The sequence below is a fragment of the Kribbella sp. CWNU-51 genome, assembly GCF_054073265.1.
In genome coordinates this window covers 103,505-125,868 of record NZ_JBSXMZ010000004.1, presented here as the reverse complement: position 1 = coordinate 125,868, position 22,364 = coordinate 103,505, and the positions used below count along the sequence as shown (strand labels likewise).

Genomic DNA, 22,364 nt, shown 5'->3' with positions numbered 1-22,364 from the left:
GCGAAGCCGCCGAGGAGTGTGCCGTGGCCAGTCCCGATCTGATCCTGACAACGCCCACCTGCGAGGACGTGACGTTGCCGATCAACCCGTTCGTCTCCAACCGCTACCACTTCGGCATGCTCCTGGGTGTCGCCGACCTGGACCAAGATCAGGGCTATCACCGCGGCAAGACCTGGCTGCACGCGGCCTGGTTGCACGGCTACGGCACGGTCTGGGGGCTCCGGGCCGAACTGCGTACGGGGACCAATGAGCTTGCGGTCCAGCCGGGCCTGGCGGTCGACCAGCGCGGCCGGGAGCTGTACGTCGCCGATACGCTCTGCGTCGACCTCGGCATGTGGTACGACGCCAACCGGCCCGACGATCTGGTGGTCACCGACGACGGAGCCGGCGGTGTCATCTTCGAGCTCGAGCTGGCACTCTGTTCCCAGCGCTGCCTCGACCGCCCCGTGCCCGCGATCGCCGACAGCTGCGAGGGCGCATCCACGGACACCGCATACTCGCGCGCCGTCGAACAAGGGCTCCCCGTCCTGCGTCCGCGTCCCGACCCCACCACGACGCCACCCACCTTCTACCCACGGGTCCACCAGTTGCTCGGCCTCGCGGACGCCGCCGACCCATTCGTGGTCCAAGCGCTGGCCGACATCGCGGACGCCGACCCCGCGGACCGGCTCGCCCTCTCGCGGCAGAAGCTCGCCGCGATGCTGGCAGCCGACGCCATCGACCGCCGCCCGGCCGCGGGGTTGGGCGACTGGTTCCCCGAACCCGAGCCCGCCTGCATCGCCTTGGCAAACCTCAAAGTGCACCTGGCCCCGGAAGGGACGGGCTGGCACGTGGTCGAGGACGGCACCGATCCGACCAGGATCGACAATCTCGCCCGTCCGGCCGTCGCGCCGACCGGCCTGCTCCAGGATCTGCTCGTACCACCAGCGGGCCAGGCAGCACGATTGTCCGGCCGGCTCGGCACGACTGCCGACGTACCAGGGCCACGGCTGGACGACGACAGCTCCACACTCTCCGGCCGGACGCTGACGCTGCAGTTCAGTGGCGAGGTGAAACCGGCGACCGTACGACCGGAGGCGTTCACGGTGACCGCCCTCCGGCCCAGCGGTTGGGAGGCCGTCCAGGTCGCCGGCGCGGAGGCGTCGGGCAGCACGGTGACGGTCACGCTCGGATCCGCCGTCCGGGCCCGGCCGGTCCGGGTGATCGTCGAGGGCGCCGGCCCGCGACCGCTCCTCGGCGCGGACGACCAGCCACTCAACGGCGGCAGCGACGCCGCACTGATGATCCACGGCGCATGACCGCCACCGGGAGGAACCAGCCATGACCGTGCAGAACATGCAGAACGCCACCGTTGTCGACCAGGGGTTCACTCAGGAGGGCATCACTGTCGTCGACCCGGCCGGTCCACTCACCCGTACCTGGTACTTCGACGGCCGGTTCCTGCGCGCCGACGGTTTCCGCGCGGACCAGGCGTACGAGCGGTCATTGGCCAGTCTTGTTGCTCAAGGCAACGGGACTGGCGTGGTCCACGGGCTCGAGGTGGCGCTCGGGACCGGCGACCAGCTTCGGGTGGAGGCAGGCCTCGCGCTGGCGCCGTCGGGCCGGGTGGTGCTGCTCACCCGGCAGATCGAGCTTCCGGCCGCCACGCTGATCGCCCGGGCTCAGGGCGCACTCGACCCGTCGAACGCTCCAACCGGCAACACCGCGTTCGGGCCTTGCGCTCCCCAGGACCTCAGCGGCGACGTACCGGTGCTGCCGGCCACGACGTTGTGGGTACTCACGGTTGCCGCGACCGAGGCCCTGTGCGGCGAGGAGGAGCGATTCGGCCAGCTCTGCGCCGACGCGTGTGCCACCGAGACGGACCGGTCGCAACTCGTCGAAGGCGCGATCTTCCGGCTGCACCCAGTGACATTGCAGCTACCCAGTTCGGTCACGGTGGCGATGACGGCCGCTCACCTGCGGTCGCGGGTCGCCGCAGCCTGGTTCGCGGCCGAACGTCAGGCGATCTCCTCGATCGTGTCCGGAGCCGGACTGCACCTGCCGGTGTGGTGCCAAGGCGCGGACGCGGTCGGCGGCGAGGAGGTGGCTCTCGCCGTACTGCAGCGCGAGGGGTCGGTGACGCAGTGGGTCGACGACTGGACCGCGCGCCGGGAACTGCAGGAGACGACGCCGCGTCGGTACTGGCAGCAACGGATCGCGATGCGTCCGGTCAGCATTGCCAGCGCACAGCTCTCGCAGTTCCAGTGCCAGCTCACCGATCTGTCCCTCGCCGCCAAGTCGACGGCCACGGGCAGCACGTTGCTCGATGCCGGGATCGTGGAACTGCCACCGGCCGGGTACCTGCAGGTCGACCCGGCCGGCGACGTCGAGGCTCAGCTCAGAGCGCGGTTCGGGGCCGGTGTGGACCTACGCCTGTGCGTCGGACGATCCGACGTCGTCCCCGGGCTGGTGGACGAGGCACGGCACCGCGACCGGATCAGTCTGACGCAAGGGCTCGACGATCCAGGCGCGAAGGAAGAGGTCGACATTCTTGTCCCCGACGGGAAGCTGGACCCGACTCCGGTCGAGGCGAGTGCGCTCGTCGGTACGGCGAAGACGCTGCCGGCCGTCCGCGACGGTGAGAGTGGATCGGCGATCTCGCTCGCCACGATGGCGCGGGACGGCAGCAGCCTGGGCTGGACGTGGTGTGCCGCCGGCACCGGCCAGTTGCCTGCGGCAAGAATGCCGGACCCGCTGACGAGGCTCGCCCGCGGACAGACCCTACGGCAGCGCCGGCTGGCCGCCGTCGACGCCGCGATCCGCGCGATGATCACGCCGGACGATCGAGCGGCCGGCACCGACCGCTCGATCTCGGTCTGGGCGCAGATCATCACCTCGGCCCGGGTGGACACCCTGCGGCCCGGCGACACGACCGATCTCCGGTTCCGCCTGACGTATGCGGCAGCCGTGGACGACGTCTCGGTCCTCGATGCCCGGTTCAGCGGCGAGTTGCGCGTCGTCGAGCGGGTCACCGGCGAAGCCAACGGTGCGCCGACCGTGCAGCTGACCACGATCCTGGACGGACTCACAGACAGGTTCGTCGTCGACAACGGCAAGCCGAAGTCCGATGTGATTCCTATCCGGTCCCTGACCGTCTACTGGCTCTTCGGTGTCGACGACAACGGTGCCGACCAGCTCCAGGTCGGCTTCATCCAGGACCGGTCCGGTTTGCTGCTCGCGGCAACGAGTGGCGGCGTACCGCGCACGATCCAGGCTGTGCTGAGCGCGATCCTCGTCCTGGCTACACCCGTTCCCGGTCACCCCGCGCCGCCGGTCCTACCGTTCGTGGTCGCGCCGGCCGACGCGAAGGGACCGGAGTGGACGTCGGGCGTGCGTGGTGTGTTCGGCCGGATCTTCGATCGGCTCACCAGCTCCGGTCTGCTGGGCTCCGGCGTACTCTCGTCGGCCGGGCCGATCCTCGCGGCCGGCGGACCGTCGGTGACACCGATCGGCACACTCGAGCTCACCGACACCGCCGGCGCGGCGACACCGGGGTCGCCGACCCGGACGCAAGCCGACACAGCGATCGATCTCCTGGCCGCCGCGCTGGCCGCCGCGGGACGAGATCCGGCCTTCGCCGTCAGCGCCCGCACACTGTTGTACGGCGCACCCGGCAACGCTGTCGCTCCCATCCGGGCGACCCGCGACTGGGTGCTGTTCCACCGCCGGTCGACAATCACCTGTCAAGGCGACCAGGTCGCGCCACCGGTCGTGCGCAACCTGCGGTTGTTCAACGCCAACGTCGGGTCACAGGACCAGCTGAACGTGATCCTCGAACGGTTGACGAACGGCGATCCGGTCGTCGACGACGGCTTCGTTCCCGTCATCGACGTCGCGTTCACCGAGAACTCGGCATCGATCGTCTCCTCGGTTCCGGCGTTGCGGATCGCGTGGCAGTCCACATCGCGACCACCCGACCTCGGCTTCCTCGTCGCGGCCGGCGGCAGCGAAGGTCAGCTCGTCGCCGGGGCCCGGATCAACGCGTTGCGTACCGCGTTGTCCGGACTCGTCACGACCGACAAGGCAGAGGTGCGGTTCCTCTCCGCCGTTCCGCCCGAGTTCACCGCGATCGGCGTCGATGGCGTGCTGCTGACCGCCGGGGTGTTGCCGGGTGTGACGCCCCCCGAAGCCAAGACCGCCTGCGTCCGACTGCTGCGCGTGGAGCGCTCGAATGCGGCCCGGCTGATCAAGGCACTGCGGTCCTTGCAGGCAGATCCAGGTGTCCCGCTCGAAGAGCTGATCAACCGCCTGGACATCGCAGTGGACGGCGTCACGGCGAACTTCACCGACGATGCCTTGGACAACACCACGGAACTGCGCACCTGGTGGAAGGGGTCCGCGTCTTTGGCGACCACCGTTCTGCTCCCGCAGGACCTCGGCGACGGCACCGATTCCCTCGACGCCCGCCTCGCCCGCGCCAAGGCCGCACTCGCCGCACTCGACCTCGACCTCAACGACCGCCTACAGATCCAGATCCAGATCCCACCCTGCGGCGTAACCGCGATGATCACTATCGACGACCTCTTCAACTGATCCGGCCGATGGCTGGAAGGCGAGGTCAGTTGCGAAGGACGTGAGTAGCCTATTGGCGTCGGAAGAGGTCTCGGGTGAAGTTGGATGCCTGGACGAACAAGGGCGGTGCCGGGGTACGGATCACATCCGAGATGTCGGGAGCTTCGGTCTGCGAGGAAGTCGCTCTCTTGCTTGCTGTTGCCTTCTTGGCCGTCGTGGCCTTCTTGGCCGCGGTTCCCTTCTTCGCCGCAGCGCGCTTGCGAGTCGGTGGCTTGGCTTCCGACTCCGCGAGGTCGCGGCCGTAGGTGAAGTACCGGGTTTGCAGCGCCTCGAGGTTCAGCGCCTCGACGCTGGCCTGCCACCACTTGGCTGTCTGCCAGAATGCCTCCGGCGAACTGGCAGCACTGTCCAGCCCGGGGCACAAGTCGTACCCAGCGGCGCCGATGAGTGATTCGATCACTGCCGCGGATGGGATTCCATGCCCGCTCAGGATCGGATTGCCGGACGCGCCGGCGCCCCAGACGAACCCGAGCCACTCCAGAATCAGGCTCGGTACGTCGACCACGACGCGTTGCTCGGCGAACTGACCGAGTATCGACTTCTGGTTCTCCACATCGCCCCGCCACTTGCTCGGATCCACGGGGACTCTGATCAGGGCGACGTTAGGGTACAGCTCGGGATCGCCGTACCGATCGAGCGTCGCGCCTTGTACGCCGTTGTACATCGACGGCATGTGGAATCCTTCTTGCGGGTCCAGCGATGTCTCCAGCAGGCGGCTGTCGCCGATCTTCGCATGAAGCGTGGAGATCAGCGCGGCGTGCGACCAGTGACTCGGGGTCATGTCGTGCCGCAAGTGGGACTGGGCGACTCTCAGCCGGAAGTCGTAGATGCTGGTGCCACCGACGAGTAGCAACCAGGTTGCCTTCGGCTCCTTCTTCGGATCGTGGCCCAGGGCATCCAGTTGATGTTGCACCCATTGGAGGTTGTCCTCGTCCGCGGCGCGGGCCGCCCACTGGAATTGCTCGACCGGGTCGAGGGCTGAGGAGCCGCGAACAGTAAGCATGGGGTCTCCCTGGCATCAGATGCGGCGCAGCTTGAAGCGCGGCGCGTGGATCGGGTTCATGGATCGGCCTGGTTCGTTGATCATCCAGTACTGGGTGTCCACGTCCAGGCCTGTCTGGGTCCGGCTGAACTTCAGCAATGCGACGTGATCCCCCATCTTGCCGGGGTCTCTGATCGGCCACTGCATAGCGGTGTCCAACAGGTCCGCCGTACCTTCCACGTGGAAGTAGCGATCCGGCGTGTTGGCCTCGGACCGCGAGCTCAGGGCGACCAGGGACGTCGGAGACGAGATCACCTCGTACAACTTGCTCCACGGCCGATCCTGGTTCCCGGTCCAGTGCGTTGCGGAGATGACGCGCCCGTAGTGGACGTCGCCGGTCAGCGCCAGCGGTTGGCGACCATGGCTGGACAGCTTGAGCAGACCCCGCATGATGTGGGGATAATCCGTCAGGTTCGCCAGATTCAGATCCATGTACTTCTCGAACAGCCCCTTCGCCGGCTGGAACAGCGACGGTCCGGTGATCAGAACCGGTAGCAGGTCCGTGCTCGCGATGACCTCATCCGTCCAGGCATCGAACCGGAGGAGATCGTCGGCGAGGGTACTACTCCCCGGGGCGCCGCGTTTGCTGACCGTCCGGAACGTCCGATTGTCGAGCAGGAAGAACGACAGCGGCGGCACGTCGATGCGATATGAGTACCTGCCGGTCTCCGCAAGCTGGAATGCGTCGAACATCGCGCGCGCCGCCCGCTCCCAGTTGTTGCGGCTGGCATCGAACATCGTCGCCGGCCAGCCGATGCTCGGCTGCGGATAGTTGTTCCAGTACTCGTGATCGTCGGGGACCGACGCCACCGGAGCCGCACGCAGGATCTGCGCGAATCCCGTGCCCTGCCAGTTCTTCCGGTACTTGACCTCGAAGGCTTGGGCGAGTGCCGCCTGGGTGTACAAGGTCTGGGCCTTGAGGTACGGGTTGTCCAGGTACACCTGATCCCCCATCGGGATCACCAGGTCTGGTCGCGTGGCATCGTCCCTGCTCAACGACGCCACCAGGGCGCCGGCCTTGCCGACGGAGTCGCCGGGTTCGTAGAAGCACGACACCGCCAGGACATTGAACGTCTCGCCGAGTCCCGTCGGCAGTTGATCAGGAACCGCCCGCGTCGTCAGCGGCGGACTCTCGGCGCGACGACCCGGCCAAACTGCTGTCACCTGAACAGTGTCTGGGAGCGGATGATCCAGCTGGTCGTCATCCGAGACAGGCAACTCGAACACTCCGGTCTGGGTGACCACGTCTGGCAGCGCAACCTTGGTCAAAGCCCTGACCTGGCGGATATCACCGGCTCGAACCGGGTTTCCGTTCAGCGTCCACTCGAGACTGTCCGGCGCCTCGGCATCGAAAACACCGACCCACACCCGGTGGCACCCACGAGTTGCCGGCGCGAGTGCGTGCAGATCCAGAGTGCCGTACACGAGTCCCCCCTCGCGTCTCTGATACCAGCTCAGCATGGCACCGCAGGCGGGCCACCGGAATAGCTCAACGTCTAGGATTCGGAAGGTCGACCTGCAAATCCAGACCTCCGACGGCATCGACGACCTGTGAGCCTGCCAAGCTGACCTTGATCTCTATCGACTCCGGCACCATTGTTGCCTCCCCCAGCTGAGACTTCGCCCGGCCAAGTCCACCCGCAACTGATTGGTTGCTCGCGGCAACCTTCAGAGTGAGCGTCGCCGATCGTCCGGAACGAACATGCGTATTCCGGACGCCGTACCGTCGGCGGGGTCAGCCGGGGCGACATCGGGCCCGAGGGTCGAGGCGACGACCAGAGCGGTTGAGTCGCAGCAGCTGCCGGAGATGACGCTGGCGTCATTATCTCGTGGTGTGTCCGTGACACCGGGTCTACGTGAATCTTCGTCAGTTTATGGACGAGAGTTATCCACAGATTGCGAAGACCGGCCGTTCCAGTGCCCGAAAGTCCATATGTTCTTGGGCAAAGGAGGTGCTCGATGAGTGCTGGCAAGGACAGAGACGGCCGCCGGGGCGGCCGCGGAGACAGAAGTCGACACAATGACATCGGCGGCGATCGGCCGCATCCGGAGCTGAGGCCGCTGACTATGACCCAGGCCGGCCGATTGGTCCGCCTGGCCGAGGCTGCGGTCGCCGAACGCGGTTTACCGATGCGATACGACGGCGCAGCCGCGCTGGTGTCGATCGAAGACGACGGCGCTCCGGTGGACGACGGTGCATTCGCCGGGCTCGTGAATCTCGCACGCGTCGTCGGCGGGTTGCCACGACAGCAGTGGCGCTACGCGGTGGCTGCCCATTTCGACCAGATGCTCTTTCCGGGCGGACGGCCGAGGCTTCCGGAGAACCTGGAGGACGAGCTGTACCTTCGCCTGGTCAGCGCATCAGCGATCGAGCCCGGCTGGACAGACCGGGTGCCAGAGTTCGTGCCAGGTGTACTCACCGCGCCGGCGACCTACGCCGGTACAGCCGTCGCAATGCATTTCGACATCGACAACCTCGGCGTACCGTGGGCGGAACTCACCCGGATGGGCCTGGCGAACCTGCGCCGCCTCGAGGACACGGTCGAGCTCGTGCGACAGCCCGGTGACAACGGCGCCGAGGTCGCCATGCTCACCGGCGGCATGTTCACCGCCTCGCGGGCGCTGGTTCTCGACACCGTGCTGCGCGAATCGCTGCGAGTCGAGAATCCTCCGTTCGGTTGCCTCGTGGCCATTCCGGCCCGGGACATGCTGCTCATTCACGTGGTGCGAGATCAGGCGGTGGTCAACGCATTCGGTATGGTCGCCAGACTCGCCAATTGCTTCTTCGCCGACTCGCCAGGATCGTTGAGTCCGCACGTCTACTACGTGACGGGCAACGAGTGGCAACAGGTGACCGATTACAGTACCGGCACCGCGCGTCTCCAGGCTGGCGGTCGCTTCTCAGAAACCCTGCGCCGCCTCGACTCTGAACCAAGCGGGACGCCGCACGTCACCTGATCAATGGGTCTGGCAGTCGGTGAGTTTCCCGGACTCGCCCGGGTGCGCCCCTTCGCTACGGAGGAAGAGGGATGACGAAGGACGGCCGCCCGTTTCGGGGCGCCCGGGCGCTGGCCAGCGAGCCGGCCGCCGTACTGCTCGACGAGCCGTTCTCGTCGCCTGACACCGCCCTGCGTCGCAACCCCAGTCCGAGCCTTCCCAATGCAGCCGAGCGCATCCTGCGCGGCCAGTCGTGACCGATCCTTGGCTCCTGTTAGGGATCGTCCCAACCGTCGTCACCGGGTTCTCCATCTTCTGACCCACGTACGGCGGGCAGTGTTCGGGGCAGCCCGCATCTGGCCAGGAACATCTTCTCGAACCGGGTCAGGGCGCTGATCTGCTCGCCAACCAGTGTGATCACGAACAGGCCGGTGCCGTGGAAGCTACCGTCGGCGCCGCGAACATAGGTACCGAACGCCGGCTGGCCGTTGGCGCGGGTGGGCACCACGCGGTACTGGCGATTCGCGGTGAACAGCAGCCGCCAGAACTCGGCGACGATCTGCTTGCCCTCGTACTCGAACGGCATCGGCGGCATCGAGAGGAACACGTCGTCGGTGAGTAGCGCGATAACCCCGTCGACGTCGCTCGCCTCGTACGCCCGGACGAACTGTGCGACGAGCCTGGCTTCAGCGGGTGATCCAGGTTGTGGTGCCACCTGCCGCTCGGCCACGCCGCCGGGCTCCTTCACCAGCGCCGCCCGCGCTCGTTTGAGGGCGCTCGTCACCGACTCTGTCGTGGTCTGCAGCATGTCGGCCACGTCATGAGCCCGATAGCCAAGGACGTCACGGAGGACGAGTACGGCGAGCTGGCGGGGTGGCAGCAACTGCAAGGCGGTCACGAACGCGAGCGAGATCGACTCGATCTGCTCGTACCGCGCCTCCGGGCCGGGCGCCATGCCGACACCAGCTGACAAGTGTTCGGGTAGCGGTTCGAGCCAAACGACCTCGCCGATCCGCGTCGCGGCCGGTGGTTGCACTCCAGGCACGTCCCACTCCTTTGCCGGCCGACGGCGGATCGCCCGCCGCGCGTTCAGGCAGCGGTTGGTTGCGATCGTGTAGAGCCACGTGCGGACTGACGAGCGGGCCTCGAAGCCGGGCATTGCCTGCCAGGCGGCCAGCAGGGTCTCCTGCACCGTGTCCTCGGCGTCCTGCAGCGAGCCAAGCATCCGGTAACAGTGCACCAGGAGCTCCCGCCGATACGGCTCGCTGAGCTCCCGGAACGCATCACCGTCCCCGGCCTGCGCTCGTACCAACAAGTCGTCCTCGACCGGTCGCATGCGTCAACCACCTCCTTCGCCGATACAGACACCGCCGGAGACGAGAACTGGGCGGTGCCCCGCCGCCCAGTTTCGGATCCGCCTGGTGCCTACCTCAACCGTCCGTACCGAAAACGACAGGAGACTTCGATGGGACGCATCGTGATCAGCACCAACGCCACTCTGGACGGGATCAGCCAGGATCCGACCGGCGAAGAGGGTTTCGAGTTCGGGGGGTGGTTCCTCCGGATCCCCGACGCCGACCGCGAGGCCTGGGCCAAGGTGGAGTTCGAGGAGGCACTGAACACGGCAGCACTGCTGGTCGGTGGCCGCAGCTACGAGTGGTTCGCGCAGCGATGGGTCGGACGTCCGGGCGACTGGGCAGCCGCGCTGGACCGGATACCCAAGTACGTCGTCCGTTCCACCGCCGGACGGGCGGACTGGGGCCCGACGACCGTCCTCACCGGTGACATCGCCGCTGAGATCGCGAGCCTGCGGCAACGGGTCGACGGCGACATCGTCGTGTATGCCAGTTACCAGCTCGTGCGCACGATCGCCGAGCACGACCTGATCGATGAGGTGCGGCTGATCGTCTTCCCGCACATCGTGGGCTCGGGCGCACGGGTTTTCAGCGACCTCACGATCCCGCGGGCGCTGCGACTGTCCGGTGTCGCGACCGTCGGTGCGGGACTCGTCCAGCTGACGTACGAGCGGAGCGCATGATGCGGACGCGCCCCAGATCAGGCATCGTTCTGCTGCTGTGCTGCCTTGCGCAATTCATGGTCGTGCTCGACGTCGCGATCGTGAATGTCGCGCTGCCAACGATCCAGCGGGACCTGCACATCACGCAGGACTCGGTGCAGTGGATCGTCACGGCGTACGGGCTGATGCTCGGTGGCTTCCTGTTGCTCGGCGGCAGAATCGCCGACTTGTGGGGACGGCGCCGTACCCTCATCGCCGGGCTGGCGGTCTTCACCACGGCCTCGGTACTCGCGGGGTTCGCCGGCTCGACCGGGGTACTCGTTGCCGCGCGCGCCGTACAAGGTCTGGGTGCCGCCATGGTCCCGCCGGCAGCGCTGGCGATCCTCGCCGTGACCTTCGCCGAAGGCGCCCAACGCAACCGAGCTCTCGGCGTCTACGGCGCCACCACTGGAATATCGGCCTCGATCGGAGTGCTCGCAAGCGGTCTGCTGACCGCCGGTCCGGGCTGGCGTTGGATCTTCTTCATCAACGCGCCGGTGGGGGTTGGGCTGATCGCGCTCGGAGTACTGCTGCTTCCACACCAAGCTCCGGGGCACGCGGTGCGGCAACGCTTCGACTTCGGCGGCGCGGTCGCGGCAACCGGCGGCCTCTTGTTGCTGGTGTACGCCGTGAGCCGGTCGAGCGCACACGGGTGGCGATCGGCCGGCACCCTGGGACTGCTCGCCGCGTCGGCCGTGGCGTTCGTCGTGTTCCTGGTCATCGAGGCCCGGTCGTCCGCGCCGCTGGTACCAGCGGCCGCAATACGGAACCGGTCGCTCGTTGCTGCGAACCTGGCCGCGTTTCTGCTCTTCGGCGCGATCTTCGCGTCCATCTTCCTCGGGTCGCTGCTCATGCAGCAGGCGCTTGGCTACTCCCCCACTCGCACGGGTCTGGCGTGGCTGGCAACCACCGTCATGTCCTTCGTGACCGCGGCGACGAGCGGCGCGAAACTCGTGGGAATCGTCGGACCGCGGCGCCTGATCACAGCGGGCTTCGGAGTGCTGGCCGTCGCCGCCTACCTGTTGACCCGAGTCCCCGCACATCCGCACTATGCGAGCAGCCTGATGCCGATGTTGATGCTGACCGGGTTCGCCGGGGGCCTGGCCGCACCGGCGGTTCAGATCAGCGCACTCTCCGGGGTGCACCACGACATGGCCGGGCTTGCCGGCGGCCTCGTCGAGACGATGCGAGAGGTCGGCGGAGGCATCAGCGTCGCCGTCGCGGCCACGGTCCTCGCGTCCCGCGGTTTGGACGTCCACGCGTTCCACCGCGCGTACTGGGTCGTCTTCGCGGCAGCCGGCCTGGGGTTGCTCGTGACACTCGTGGCGTTCCCGCGCCGCGGTCGCGGCCGTGACCTGTCGATCGCATCCGGCAAGCGGCGAGGCGGCGAGCCGATCCCGCAGCCGACCGGACCGACGCACCGCTAACCGTGTCGGGCACCTGAGCCAGGTGTACCAAAGATACGACGGAAACCGGCAACCAGTGATCTTGAGTTGAACTTGCCGCGGATGAGGTGGACTTCTTCGCCTACCCGCTCAGATCGGTCAACGGCGCACCCGATAGCGCAGGTGAAGCACCCGGTTGCCCTGAATCGCCACGTCAGGATCCTCCAACAGGTGCTGCGCGTGGACCGACCCGAAGTAGCGCTTGCCGGACCCGAACACGACGGGTACGACGTCCATGCGCACCTCGTCGACCAGGCCCGCGGCAAGCACCTGGCCACCGACGTCGCCGGCGGCGACCTCGACTATGCGGTCACCGGCAAGCTCCTGCGCCTTGGCCATGGCTGCCTCGACGCCGTCGACGAAGTGAAACGGCGCCTCGGGGTCCCAGCCCTCGGGCTTCGGCCGGTGCGTCACGACGACCACGTGGTCGATCCCGCCCGGAGGCTTCCCGTCCCAGCCGTCCGTCATGTCGAAGACGTGGCGGCCGACGAGTGTCACCCCGATCTGGTCCCAGTACGGCCGGGTGTAGTCGTAGGACGTCTGCGACACCTTCAGCACGCCGCTCTCGTCCAACGCGACGTCACCGCTGGACAACCAGTCGAACAGCGGCCCGGGCTGATCGTCCTCGTCCGCGACGAAGCCGTCCACCGACACCGAGCTGTACATGACCACCTTGCCCACGGGGTCCTCCTCTGCATTGGGGTGCCCCCAAATTAGCGTGTCGTGAGCTGTCGCTCTTGTAAGAAATCAATCGGCCGGCAGCGGCCAGCTGTCCAGCACGTGGCCGGGATGTTCGTGCAGGAACCGCCGCCGGACTTCGACGTACCGGGTCGGCGTGAGCCCGGTGAACGCCCGGAACTCGTGGCCGAAGTGGGCCTGGTCGAAGTAGCCTGCGCCACCAGCGAGGTCGCCCCAGTCGCAGTGGCGTGGCGGCGCCCGAGACCAAGTGGCTCCGCCGAACTCAAGAAGCTATGTACTTTAGGTTCACGGAGCTCGCTGTCTCAGCCCAGTGTGGTTCCTGGGTAGGCGAGCTGTTGGGCACGCTCACACAACATCAGCTAGGTGAATGGAGTCCGATGGTCGACGACCCGCTGCGTGACAAGGCCGAGATTGACGAACTGATGCGTGCGTTTCTCGGTGCCTTCGACAATACCGGCGGCCGTCGACCGAACGTGGGCGTTGTCCGTGAGGTGTTCATTCCACGAGGAATGATCATCAGTCACGTCGGAGGCGAGCCGGTGATCTACGATCTCGACGGATTCGTCGTACCTCGGGAGAAGATCCTCACCGACGGGACACTGACGGAGTTCTCCGAATGGGAGGTCGCCGAGCGGACCGAGATCTTCGGATCGATCGCGCACCGGTTCAGCGAGTACCGCAAGTCCGGGTCCCGCGACGGCGAGTGGTTCGAGGGCTCCGGCCGCAAGCTCACCCAGTTCGTCCGGACGCCGGCCGGGTGGAGGATGAGCTCGCTGGCGTGGGAGGACGTGTAGGACTCCCCCGACCCGAGGTCGGTCGAGCCTTTGCCGACCTCGGTTCGTGCGTGGTTGTCCGCGTTACCATCTACGGGTGACCATCCGCCTCCTCCTTACCGGGCCGCGCTGACAGATTTCAGTCAGTGCGGCGAGCCCTCGTGACTGCGGGGGCTCTTTTCGTATCCGCACCCGAGCAAGGAGCGACGGCGATGAGCGAAGTTGTCGACGGGACCACGGAGACACCGACGGCCGGTATCCCTTCGCACCGTTACACCGCGGCGCTGGCCAGGCGGATCGAGACCGCCTGGCAGGAGCGGTGGGAGCGGGAGGGCACCTTCCATGCCTCCAACCCGACCGGCCCGCTGTCCGACGGCTTCGACGAGGTCGCCGGCCGGCCGCGCCGCTACGTGCTGGACATGTTCCCGTACCCGAGCGGCGCCGGCCTGCACGTCGGCCACCCGCTGGGCTACATCGGTACCGACGTGTACGCCCGTTACCTGCGGATGGCCGGGGCCAACGTGCTGCACACGATGGGCTTCGACGCATTCGGCCTGCCCGCCGAGCAGTACGCGGTGGAGACCGGGCAACACCCCCGAGCCACCACCGAGGCCAACATCCGGACCTACCGGCGGCAGCTGCGCCGGCTCGGCCTGGGCCACGACCTGCGCCGCAGCGTTGCCACCACGGACGTCGACTTCTACCACTGGACCCAATGGATCTTCCTGCGGATCTTCGACGCCTGGTACGACGCGGCCGCGAGCAGGGCCCGCCCGGTCGCGGAACTGTGGGCCGATTTGGACGCCCGGGTCCGGGAGCCGGCCCAGGGCACCAACCCGTTCGGCCGACCGTGGCCCGAGCTGTCCCCAGTGGAGCGCCGGCATGTGGTGGACGCACACCGGCTGGCGTACCGGTCAGATGCGGTCGTCAACTGGTGCCCCGGCCTCGGCACCGTGCTAGCCAACGAAGAGGTCACCCCCGACGGCCGCAGCGAGCGCGGAAACTTCCCGGTCTACCGGCGGCCGCTCACTCAGTGGATGCTGCGGATCACCGCGTTTGCGGACAGGCTGATCGACGACCTGGACTCGGTCGACTGGCCGGAGTCGGTGGCCCAGATGCAACGCAACTGGATCGGCCGATCCAGCGGCGCGCGGGTCCGCTTCGGCTCGCCCGCTGGCGACATCGAGGTCTTCACGACCCGGCCGGACACACTGTTCGGCGCCACCTACCTGGTTCTGGCCCCGGAGCACCCGCTGGTGGACGAGGTCACGGCCGACCGGTGGCCGGACGACGCACGTCCGGAGTGGACCGGTGACGCCCCGACGCCGGGCAAGGCCGTCACCGATTACCGTCATGCAGCCTCGCGGCGCTCAGACCTGGAGCGGCAGACCGAGGGCCGGGACAAAACCGGCGTCTTCACCGGGTCATCAGCGCTCAACCCGGTCAACGGGGAGCAGGTGCCGATCTTCGTCGCCGACTACGTGCTGATGGGGTACGGCAGCGGCGCCATCATGGCGGTGCCCGCGCACGACCAGCGGGACCTGGAGTTCGCGCAGAAGTTCCACCTGCCCGTAGTCAAGGTGATCGAGCCGCCGGCCGAGTGGAACGAGCGGCACCGGATCGGCCCGCACACCCCACCGGCCGAGTGGCCGGAGGCGTACACCGGCGACGGCGTCCTGGTCGCCTCTGCGAACGCCGGCGTATCGCTGAACGGACTGGGTAAGGAGGAGGCGAAGGCCCGGATCACGACCTGGCTGCAGGTGCAGGGCCGAGGCGAGGCGGCGATCACGTACAAGCTGCGGGACTGGCTGTTCAGCAGACAGCGGTACTGGGGCGAGCCGTTCCCGATGGTGTACGACGAGCACGGGCTGCCGGTGCCGCTGCCCGAGTCGATGCTGCCGGTCGAGCTGCCTGAGATGACGGACTTCTCGCCGCGTACGTACGACGGACCGGACGCGGCCGACTCAGAGCCGGAGCCGCCGCTGTCCCGGCTGCCGGACTGGGTCGAGGTCGAACTGGACCTGGGCGACGGGCTGAAGACATACCGCCGCGAGACCAACACGATGCCGCAGTGGGCCGGCTCCTGCTGGTACGAGATCCGCTACCTGGACCCGACCAACCACGACCGCTTCGTCGACCCGGAGGTCGAGCGGTACTGGATGGGGCCGACCGCCGACAATCCGACCGGCGGCGTCGATCTGTACGTCGGCGGCGTCGAGCACGCCGTACTGCACCTGCTGTACGCGCGCTTCTGGCAGAAGGTGCTGTACGACTTGGGGCACGTGTCGGCGTCCGAGCCGTTCGCCCGGCTGTTCAACCAGGGCTACATCCAGGCCGCCGCGTACTCCGACGAGCGCGGCTTCTACGTACCGGCGGCGCAGGTCACCGAGGTCGACGGCAGCTTCACCTACGAGGGCCGGCCGGTCACCCGCGAGTTCGGCAAGATGGGCAAGAGCCTGAAGAACTCCATCGCCCCGGACGAGATGTACGCCGAGTACGGCGCGGACACGCTGCGGCTGTACGAGATGTTCACCGGTCCGCTGGAGCAATCCCGGCCATGGGACAACAAGGCGGTCATCGGTGTCTACCGGCTACTGCAGCGGGTCTGGCGCAACGTCGTCGACGAGGAGACCGGTTCGCCGCGGGTCTCTTCGGACGCGGCCGACGAGGAGACCCGGCGGCAGCTCCACCGGACCATCGCCGCCGTGCGCGAGGGTATGGAAGGGCTGCGCTTCAACACCGCGATCGCCCGCATCACCGAGCTGAACAACCACCTGACCGCGCGATGGGGCGCGGCCGGAGGAGCACCCCGGGAGGTCGTCGAGCCATTGCTGCTGATGCTGGCCCCCCTGGCACCCCATGTCGCCGAGGAGTTGTGGTCGCGGCTCGGGCATGCAGAGTCGCTGGCGTGGGAGACCTTCCCGATCGCCGACCCGACCCTGCTGACGACCGACACGGTCGAGATCGCGGTGCAGGTGAACGGCAAGGTGCGGGCGACGACCGTGCTACCTGCCGACGCCGACAAGGCGAGCACCGAGGCGCTGGTGCTGGCCGACGCTCAGGTGGTCCGCATGCTGGCCGACGTCGACGTCCAGCGGGTGATCGTGGTGCCCGGGCGGCTGGTCAACATCGTCACTGGATGACCGCGGCTGGTGTGGGGCTCAGACGTGGAGCTGTAGGCCTGTGGTTAAGGTGCGTGTTCCTCCTCGGACACACAACTCACAGCAGAGCCGGCAGGAGGCCGAGGATGGGCGCTCCGAGAGCTCCCAGCCAGTGCGCGAGTACGCCGAGGGGTCCAACGAGGGCCGATCCGGCCGAGGCCAAGGATCCCGCGGCGAGGAGGATGCGGGTCAGCCGCTCGAGCCTCGGCGCGATCCGGGTCCGATCTGGCTCCGGCTGGCGGAAACCGGCCTCGATCTCGCCGAGTTCCGTCTCCACCGCGACCGAGGGCACCGGGTCGAGACGCGTGGCCTTGACGCCCGCTCGCAGGTCGGCGAGCGCCTGCAGGGCCTGCTCCGATGTCACCACGATGCCGGTCTGACCGCCGGTGATGTGCTGGTCGCGGCCGACGTTGTTGATGTTGGCGGCGTTCTGGTTGCCGATGTTGAAGGTCATCGCGACTCATCTCATGAGCTGGGGTGGCGGCAGTTCCCGGTCGACCCGGCGGCGGCGCGCGGTCGCGACGACGTGCAGCACGATCCCGGCGATGATCAGCAGTACGCCGACCAGGTTGACCAGGCCCCCGAGCGCGAACACGAAGAAGCCGCTCAAGTCGTCACGGCTGGGCATGCTGGATGCGGACGAGAAGTTCAGGATCTGACCGGCGTACGAGTACCAACCGACGGCGGCGATGGCGAGCCCAACCAGGAACACCACAACACCGATCCAGACCAGCCACCGGGCCTTCGTCTTCGTCGCAGCGATCTCACGGAAGAAGTTCTCCCGCTGCTGGATCACATGCTGCACGTACTGGTCCCGCCCGACATTGTTGATCGTGTGCGCTCGCTGATCGCCGATGTCGTAGCGAACCGCGGTCGGCGCGCCCTCGCCCGTGTCGTAGCGAAGCTGCAGGTCCGCGAACGCAACACGGTCCCCCGGGTACAGCCGCCGTGGCACCGTGATCGCCTCGCCGTTCACGAAGGTGCCGCCGGCCGAGCCTAGATCTTCGACGTAGTCCACACCGCCCTGTTGCCACAGCGCCGCATGCGTCCGGCTCAGGTACGGGTCCTCGAACCGCACCTCGCAGGTCGGCAACCGGCCGACCGTCAGACGGGCGCCGGTCAGATTGATCCGCTGCCCCTCGTGCGATCCGGTTTCCACCACGAGGTACGTCGTACTCGATCCATCGCTCATCGTCTTCTGCGGCGACCACAGGCACCTCGCCCGTCCGCACCGCAGCCCCACGATCAGGAAAGCACTCGCGCCGGAGCGTCACAAGACATGGGATGTCGCGCGTCCATCCAGGTCAGTGCTGTGGGAAGCAGGCAGCGACGGCCAAGCCATCCACGAAGTCGTTCATCTCGTGACCGGAATGGCCCTTTACCCACTGGAAGGCGACATCCCCGCGCTTGATCACCAACGCCACCAGGGGCTCCCAGAGGTCCCTGTTGGCAACCGGCTTCTTTGCTGAGGTCAGCCAGCCTCGCTCGAGCCAACCTCTGTGCCATCCGTCGCGGAAGCAGTTGACAACGTAGGTCGAATCCGACACGACCAGGAGCGGACCGTCGTTGGCCCGCACGGCCTCGAGGGCGGCACGGATCTCCATCCGCTGGTTCGTGGAGGCAGCCTCGTGACCAGCGGCATACTCCGTCGTCGACAGCGCCCAGGCCCAGCCTCCAGGTCCAGGGTTGCCCGAGCAGGCACCGTCGGTGAACACCGTGCGCGCGCCGACGGGGACTGTCATGTCGGCCGGACGAGGACGGCGGGCGCGGGCTGGAGACATCAGAGCGAAACCCTACCCCGCCGGCGGCTGGTGCGCCGACATCGACGACGACCACGACCGCCAACCCGTTGCGCTGCGAGGCACCGCGTCCGTCGAAGTCCCGGCTTCCCCTTGTCCCAGCCTGCCCGGCCGTTCACTGTGGTTAGACAGCATTCCGCTGGCCGTGGGGGCCGCGCTGGACGCGCCGGGGCCGACGATCGAGCCACCGAACGGCGCCACGGATCTGAGGCCCGCGAACCGGCCTGAAGGGGGACGAAAGATCATGGCCAATGTGTTCTTGGAGAAAATATCCCTCGGCAGGGACTCCTCAGGACGACCGCTGGTGATCAACCGCCGTACCAAGGCGATGCTCGAGGCCGTCGAACGCAGACTCGGGCGCAAACTCGTCATTGTGCAAGGCTCTTTCCTGGCCGGAAAGGCAGCCAAGCGGTCCGGTCCGACGCACAACCGCGCCGGGGTCGTGGATATCCGGACGAAGGACCAAACCGCGGCACAGCAGGCACAAACACTCGTCGAGCTCCGCAAGGTCTCCTTCGCCGCCTTCCATCGCACCACGAAGCAGGGATTCGCCGACCACATCCACGCGGTGGCCATCGGTGATCCTGGTATGGATCCGTCCGCGGCCAGGCAGGTGGAGGCCTACAGGAACGGCAGGAACGGGCTGAAGGACGGCGGCCCGCTCGATGGTCCACGGGTGAAGATCACAGTGTTCCCGTTGACCATGCCAACTGGCGGCGCGGTACCGGTCGGGGGTCGGCCGGTGGTACATCTGGTGACGGTTCAGCAGCAGTTCAGGGCCGGCGGCACCAAGGTGTTGCCCGACGTCAAGACGATCCAGCTGGCACTCAATGCCCGCCTCAAGACGAGGCTGGCCGTCGACGGCCGGGCCGGCAAGTTCACCCGTGGGGCCTACAAGTTGCATCAGAAGGCCATCGGCAGCGCCCCCAAGTTCATCGATGGCATCCCAGGCCCGAAGGACCTGGCCAACCTCGGCCGTGGCCGCTTCCAAGTCATCTGACCCCCCAGGCGGCACAGGTCGTGCCGCCTGCTCGGATGTCCCTGCGGTCACTGGTAGTTGCTTACAGCAATAGGTCCGGCGTTGGTGTCTATTGGGTCCAGAAGGTGTACGCCGCGGAGGCCTTCACAGTCGTGAAGGTGTTGCCGTCGGTCGACCTGAGCAGCGACAAGGTTTGGTCACGCGCTCCCCAGGAAGCGGGCAACTGCAGCACGACCCGGCTCGCGGCCTGAGCAGAGCCGAGATCTACCTGCGCCCACTGCGGAAAGACGTTGTTCGCGCTCTCCCAATAGGACGACTGGTTCCCGTCAGTCAGGTTGGCCGACGCGTAGACCTGGTTGTGCGAGGACTCGCTGGTGGGCTTGCCCGCCGCCAGGTTCGCGGGTGCCGTCGACCCGCCGGTGAACTGCAGGCTGTTGAGGTTCCAGCCGCCGTTGTCCTGGTAGACCGTCAGGGTCTGCAGCCCGGCCGGCAGGGTCACCTGGGTGGTGACGGCTGACCAGTTCTGCCAGCCACCGGTCGATGGGAGGCTGACGTTGCCGCTGAGGTTGGTGCCGGAGGCGCTGGCCAGATGGAATGCGTTGGTCACCGCGGCCGGCGTCGCGATCCGCATCGCCACGCTGTACGTGCCGGCGGTGGCAACGTTGACGGTGTAATGGAACCACTGGCCGGTACCCGTCCAGCCCACATTGTAGCCGCCGCCGGTATCTGAAGTGGACTCGAGGTCCACGCCGTCGGTGCGATAGTTGTTCGCACTGCCGTTGATCGAGCTCACGTTGTACGCGACGCCCTGCCCGCCGGTGTTGTAGTTCTCCGCCTGCACGGTGCCGGGGATCGCGGCGGGCGTCCCGCCGTACGGGCCTTCCGGGGTACCGCTCTGCCAGCTGTTGCCGCTGAGCGACGCACTGAAGCCGCCGGAGTTGTTGAGGTACGGCGTACCGCCGCCGGTCACTGTGTTACCGGTGATCGTCGCGGATCCGGAGGGAGCAGGATAGAACGGCGGCGCGATGACGATGCCGTTGCGCCATGGCGAGGTGACGGTGTTGTTCTGGAGCTGGGTGTTGGTCGAGGTGGAGAAGCCGATGCCGTCGTACAGCGAGTTGAGGACCGTGTTGTTGGTCGCGGTGACGCGGTCGACCACACCGACGTTCTGCCCGTCACCGCCGTTCCCGATGTGGAACGCAGGCTGCCCCTGGTTGTAGGCATTCCCACCGGAACGTACGACGACGTTGCCGGCGACCGTGGCCGACAGCAGATCGTTGCCGTTGACACCGAAACGCCCCACACCCAGGCCGATGTAGCGGGCGGTGTCGGAAACGTAGTTGTTCTCGATCCGATGGCCACTGCCGCCGTACACGCCGACGCCTTTGCCGCCCCACGGAGCGATCGACGTATTGTTCGTCACCACCGCATTCGCCATCGGGGTGTAGTAGACCCGCGTGCCGCCGATGTCGTTGTAATTGACGGAGTTGATCGCCAGGGCGTCGTCACCGGTGCCACGGACGAAGTTGTTGGTGACGGTCAGGTTGTTGCCGACGGAGTTGCCCATCGAGACGTTGTTGATGTTGGCGCCATCGGCCCAGATCGTCGTGAGGCGGTTGTTCCGGATGGTGCCACCGGTGCCGGAGGCCCAGAAGCCGGAGAGCGTGTGCTGGGTCCAGATCCCATCGGCCACCCAGTTCGTTCCGGTGACGTCCATCGAGCCGCCCGCGCCGTCGATGGTGGCGCGGCTGGTCGCGTTCGAGGCGACGTGCAGGTTCTGGATCGTGGTCGAGGTCAGGCCCCACAACGCGGGCAGCGGGGTGCTGTTCGGCAGCGGTACGTCGCGGTAGATCGTGCTGTACCACGCGCCCGCGCCGGCGATCGTGATGCCCTGAGCCTGCAGACCCTGCGTCCCCTTCACGTAGAAGGTGCCGGCTGGAATCCACAAGATCCTCCCCTGCGACTGCGCCTGGTTGATGCAGTTCTGGATCGCGGCCCGGCTGTCGACCGAGGCAGGGTCGGCCGCACCGTTGGTCGGCGTGTTGTCGGCGACCGCGCCGCAATCGGTGACGGAGATCGAGTTGGCGGGCTGGGCAATGGGAGCCGGCGGGTTCTCCACGTCGACGACGTCGATGTCATAGAAGGCGGCCGAGTTGCCGGCGTCCTTACGCACCATGAACGTGCTGCCCGCGGCGATCGGCGTACCGGTGACGAAGGTGCGCGTCTCGTCGAAGAACACCCGCGGGTCACCGTCGGAGGGATTCTGGCTGTTGCCGTTGTCGTTGTTGTTGCCCTCATACAGCCAGGTCTGCTTCGAGTTGACGTTGAGCGCTTGGCGCAGACCTCCGTCGACGTACAGGTTCAGCGTGCTGGTCTGGCCGCCACCGTTGCTGCTGTCGGGGATGCTCAGCCGGACGGTGATCGCGCTGATCGGGCGGCCGGTCGTGTTGGTCCACTGCACGCTCTGGCCGGTGCTCGCGAGGTGGGCGTAAGCGTGCCCGGATGCCTCCAGCGAAGCACTGGAGTACTGCGTCGTCGGCGCAGCGGTCAGCGACACCGAGGTCGCGCCACCGCCGAGCGAACCGGCCTCGGCTTCGTAGGAGGTGAACGGCACAGTGGCACCGACAGCCGTGTCGGCAACCGCCGGTACGACGAGCGCAACGGCGATGGGAACAGTGGTCAGGACGGCAGCGCACGCGGCGCCGGCCAGTCGACGGAGCGGGACAGGACGCATGGTCTTCCTCTCTGGCCTCCGCAGGTCGGGAGCGGGCTGTCCCGATGATGGGCGCCGCGTCGGCCACGGTGTCAGGAATTTGCTGCGAAACATCGAGAAATCGCGAAGACACCGTGAGGAGGATAAAC

Annotated in this window: 17 protein-coding genes; 9 read left to right on the top strand and 8 right to left on the bottom strand. The window is 67.3% G+C overall.

Going from position 1 to position 22,364, the window contains the following annotated elements; all coding sequences use genetic code 11:
- Positions 1-23 precede the first annotated feature (23 nt).
- Complete coding sequence (locus ACXC9Q_RS02655) at positions 24-1,298, top strand: hypothetical protein (RefSeq protein ID WP_457054856.1); 1,275 nt, start codon at positions 24-26, stop codon at positions 1,296-1,298.
- Positions 1,299-1,320: 22 nt separating this feature from the next.
- Positions 1,321-4,572 carry a hypothetical protein gene (locus ACXC9Q_RS02650; RefSeq protein WP_457054855.1) on the top strand — a complete coding sequence of 1,084 codons (3,252 nt, stop codon included), beginning with the start codon at positions 1,321-1,323 and terminating at the stop codon, positions 4,570-4,572.
- Between the two features lie 49 nt (positions 4,573-4,621).
- Here the strand turns inward: ACXC9Q_RS02650 and ACXC9Q_RS02645 are convergent, their stop codons facing one another.
- Both ACXC9Q_RS02645 and ACXC9Q_RS02640 read right to left on the bottom strand, forming a co-directional pair.
- Positions 4,622-5,614: a hypothetical protein gene (locus ACXC9Q_RS02645; protein ID WP_457054854.1), complete on the bottom strand. Its 993-nt coding sequence runs from the start codon at positions 5,612-5,614 to the stop codon at positions 4,622-4,624.
- Between the two features lie 15 nt (positions 5,615-5,629).
- Positions 5,630-6,817, bottom strand: coding sequence for an alkaline phosphatase D family protein (locus tag ACXC9Q_RS02640; protein ID WP_457054853.1), 1,188 nt, complete (start codon positions 6,815-6,817; stop codon positions 5,630-5,632).
- Between the two features lie 795 nt (positions 6,818-7,612).
- Between ACXC9Q_RS02640 and ACXC9Q_RS02635 the strand changes: the two genes are divergently transcribed.
- Together ACXC9Q_RS02635 and ACXC9Q_RS02630 are read left to right on the top strand one after the other, a co-directional pair.
- Complete coding sequence (locus ACXC9Q_RS02635; RefSeq protein ID WP_457054852.1) at positions 7,613-8,611, top strand: hypothetical protein; 999 nt, start codon at positions 7,613-7,615, stop codon at positions 8,609-8,611.
- A 71-nt stretch (positions 8,612-8,682) separates the two neighbouring features.
- Positions 8,683-8,847: a hypothetical protein gene (locus ACXC9Q_RS02630; RefSeq protein WP_457054851.1), complete on the top strand. Its 165-nt coding sequence runs from the start codon at positions 8,683-8,685 to the stop codon at positions 8,845-8,847.
- A 17-nt stretch (positions 8,848-8,864) separates the two neighbouring features.
- On the opposite strand, the gene ACXC9Q_RS02625 is transcribed toward ACXC9Q_RS02630, so the two are convergent.
- Positions 8,865-9,926: an RNA polymerase subunit sigma-70 gene (locus tag ACXC9Q_RS02625; RefSeq protein WP_457054850.1), complete on the bottom strand. Its 1,062-nt coding sequence runs from the start codon at positions 9,924-9,926 to the stop codon at positions 8,865-8,867.
- A 129-nt stretch (positions 9,927-10,055) separates the two neighbouring features.
- Here ACXC9Q_RS02625 and ACXC9Q_RS02620 point away from each other — a divergent pair, with 129 nt between their 5' ends.
- Together ACXC9Q_RS02620 and ACXC9Q_RS02615 are read left to right on the top strand one after the other, a co-directional pair.
- Positions 10,056-10,628: a dihydrofolate reductase family protein gene (locus ACXC9Q_RS02620; RefSeq protein ID WP_457054849.1), complete on the top strand. Its 573-nt coding sequence runs from the start codon at positions 10,056-10,058 to the stop codon at positions 10,626-10,628.
- Entirely contained in the window at positions 10,625-12,073 is a 1,449-nt protein-coding gene (locus ACXC9Q_RS02615) for an MFS transporter (protein ID WP_457054848.1), read from the top strand. The genes ACXC9Q_RS02620 and ACXC9Q_RS02615 overlap by 4 nt, the downstream gene beginning before the upstream one ends.
- Positions 12,074-12,190: 117 nt before the next feature.
- Here ACXC9Q_RS02615 and ACXC9Q_RS02610 read toward each other — a convergent pair whose 3' ends face one another.
- Positions 12,191-12,772, bottom strand: coding sequence for a dihydrofolate reductase family protein (locus ACXC9Q_RS02610; protein ID WP_457054847.1), 582 nt, complete (start codon positions 12,770-12,772; stop codon positions 12,191-12,193).
- 395 nt (positions 12,773-13,167) lie between these two features.
- On the opposite strand from ACXC9Q_RS02610, the gene ACXC9Q_RS02605 reads away from it, so the two are divergent.
- Complete coding sequence (locus ACXC9Q_RS02605) at positions 13,168-13,584, top strand: hypothetical protein (RefSeq protein ID WP_457054846.1); 417 nt, start codon at positions 13,168-13,170, stop codon at positions 13,582-13,584.
- Between the two features lie 191 nt (positions 13,585-13,775).
- Complete coding sequence (gene leuS, locus ACXC9Q_RS02600) at positions 13,776-16,706, top strand: leucine--tRNA ligase (RefSeq protein WP_457054845.1); 2,931 nt, start codon at positions 13,776-13,778, stop codon at positions 16,704-16,706.
- Between the two features lie 76 nt (positions 16,707-16,782).
- Here leuS and ACXC9Q_RS02595 read toward each other — a convergent pair whose 3' ends face one another.
- The 3 genes from ACXC9Q_RS02595 to ACXC9Q_RS02585 all read right to left on the bottom strand — a co-directional run bounded on the left by ACXC9Q_RS02595 (position 16,783) and on the right by ACXC9Q_RS02585 (position 18,466).
- A complete protein-coding gene (locus ACXC9Q_RS02595) occupies positions 16,783-17,178 on the bottom strand; it encodes a hypothetical protein (RefSeq protein WP_457054844.1) in 396 nt (131 codons plus the stop codon).
- A gap of 6 nt (positions 17,179-17,184) precedes the next feature.
- Positions 17,185-17,916 carry an FHA domain-containing protein gene (locus ACXC9Q_RS02590; protein WP_457054843.1) on the bottom strand — a complete coding sequence of 244 codons (732 nt, stop codon included), beginning with the start codon at positions 17,914-17,916 and terminating at the stop codon, positions 17,185-17,187.
- A 112-nt stretch (positions 17,917-18,028) separates the two neighbouring features.
- Positions 18,029-18,466, bottom strand: coding sequence for a ribonuclease H family protein (locus ACXC9Q_RS02585; RefSeq protein ID WP_457054842.1), 438 nt, complete (start codon positions 18,464-18,466; stop codon positions 18,029-18,031).
- Between ACXC9Q_RS02585 and ACXC9Q_RS02580 the strand changes: the two genes are divergently transcribed.
- Positions 18,411-19,523 (top strand): peptidoglycan-binding domain-containing protein, encoded by a 1,113-nt coding sequence (locus ACXC9Q_RS02580; protein WP_457055772.1) that lies wholly within the window; start codon positions 18,411-18,413, stop codon positions 19,521-19,523. The two genes, ACXC9Q_RS02585 and ACXC9Q_RS02580, sit on opposite strands and share 56 nt — an antisense overlap.
- Positions 19,524-19,611: 88 nt before the next feature.
- Here ACXC9Q_RS02580 and ACXC9Q_RS02575 read toward each other — a convergent pair whose 3' ends face one another.
- Positions 19,612-22,236, bottom strand: a complete 2,625-nt coding sequence (locus ACXC9Q_RS02575; RefSeq protein ID WP_457054841.1) for a carbohydrate-binding protein — start codon at positions 22,234-22,236, stop codon at positions 19,612-19,614.
- Positions 22,237-22,364: the final 128 nt, after the last annotated feature.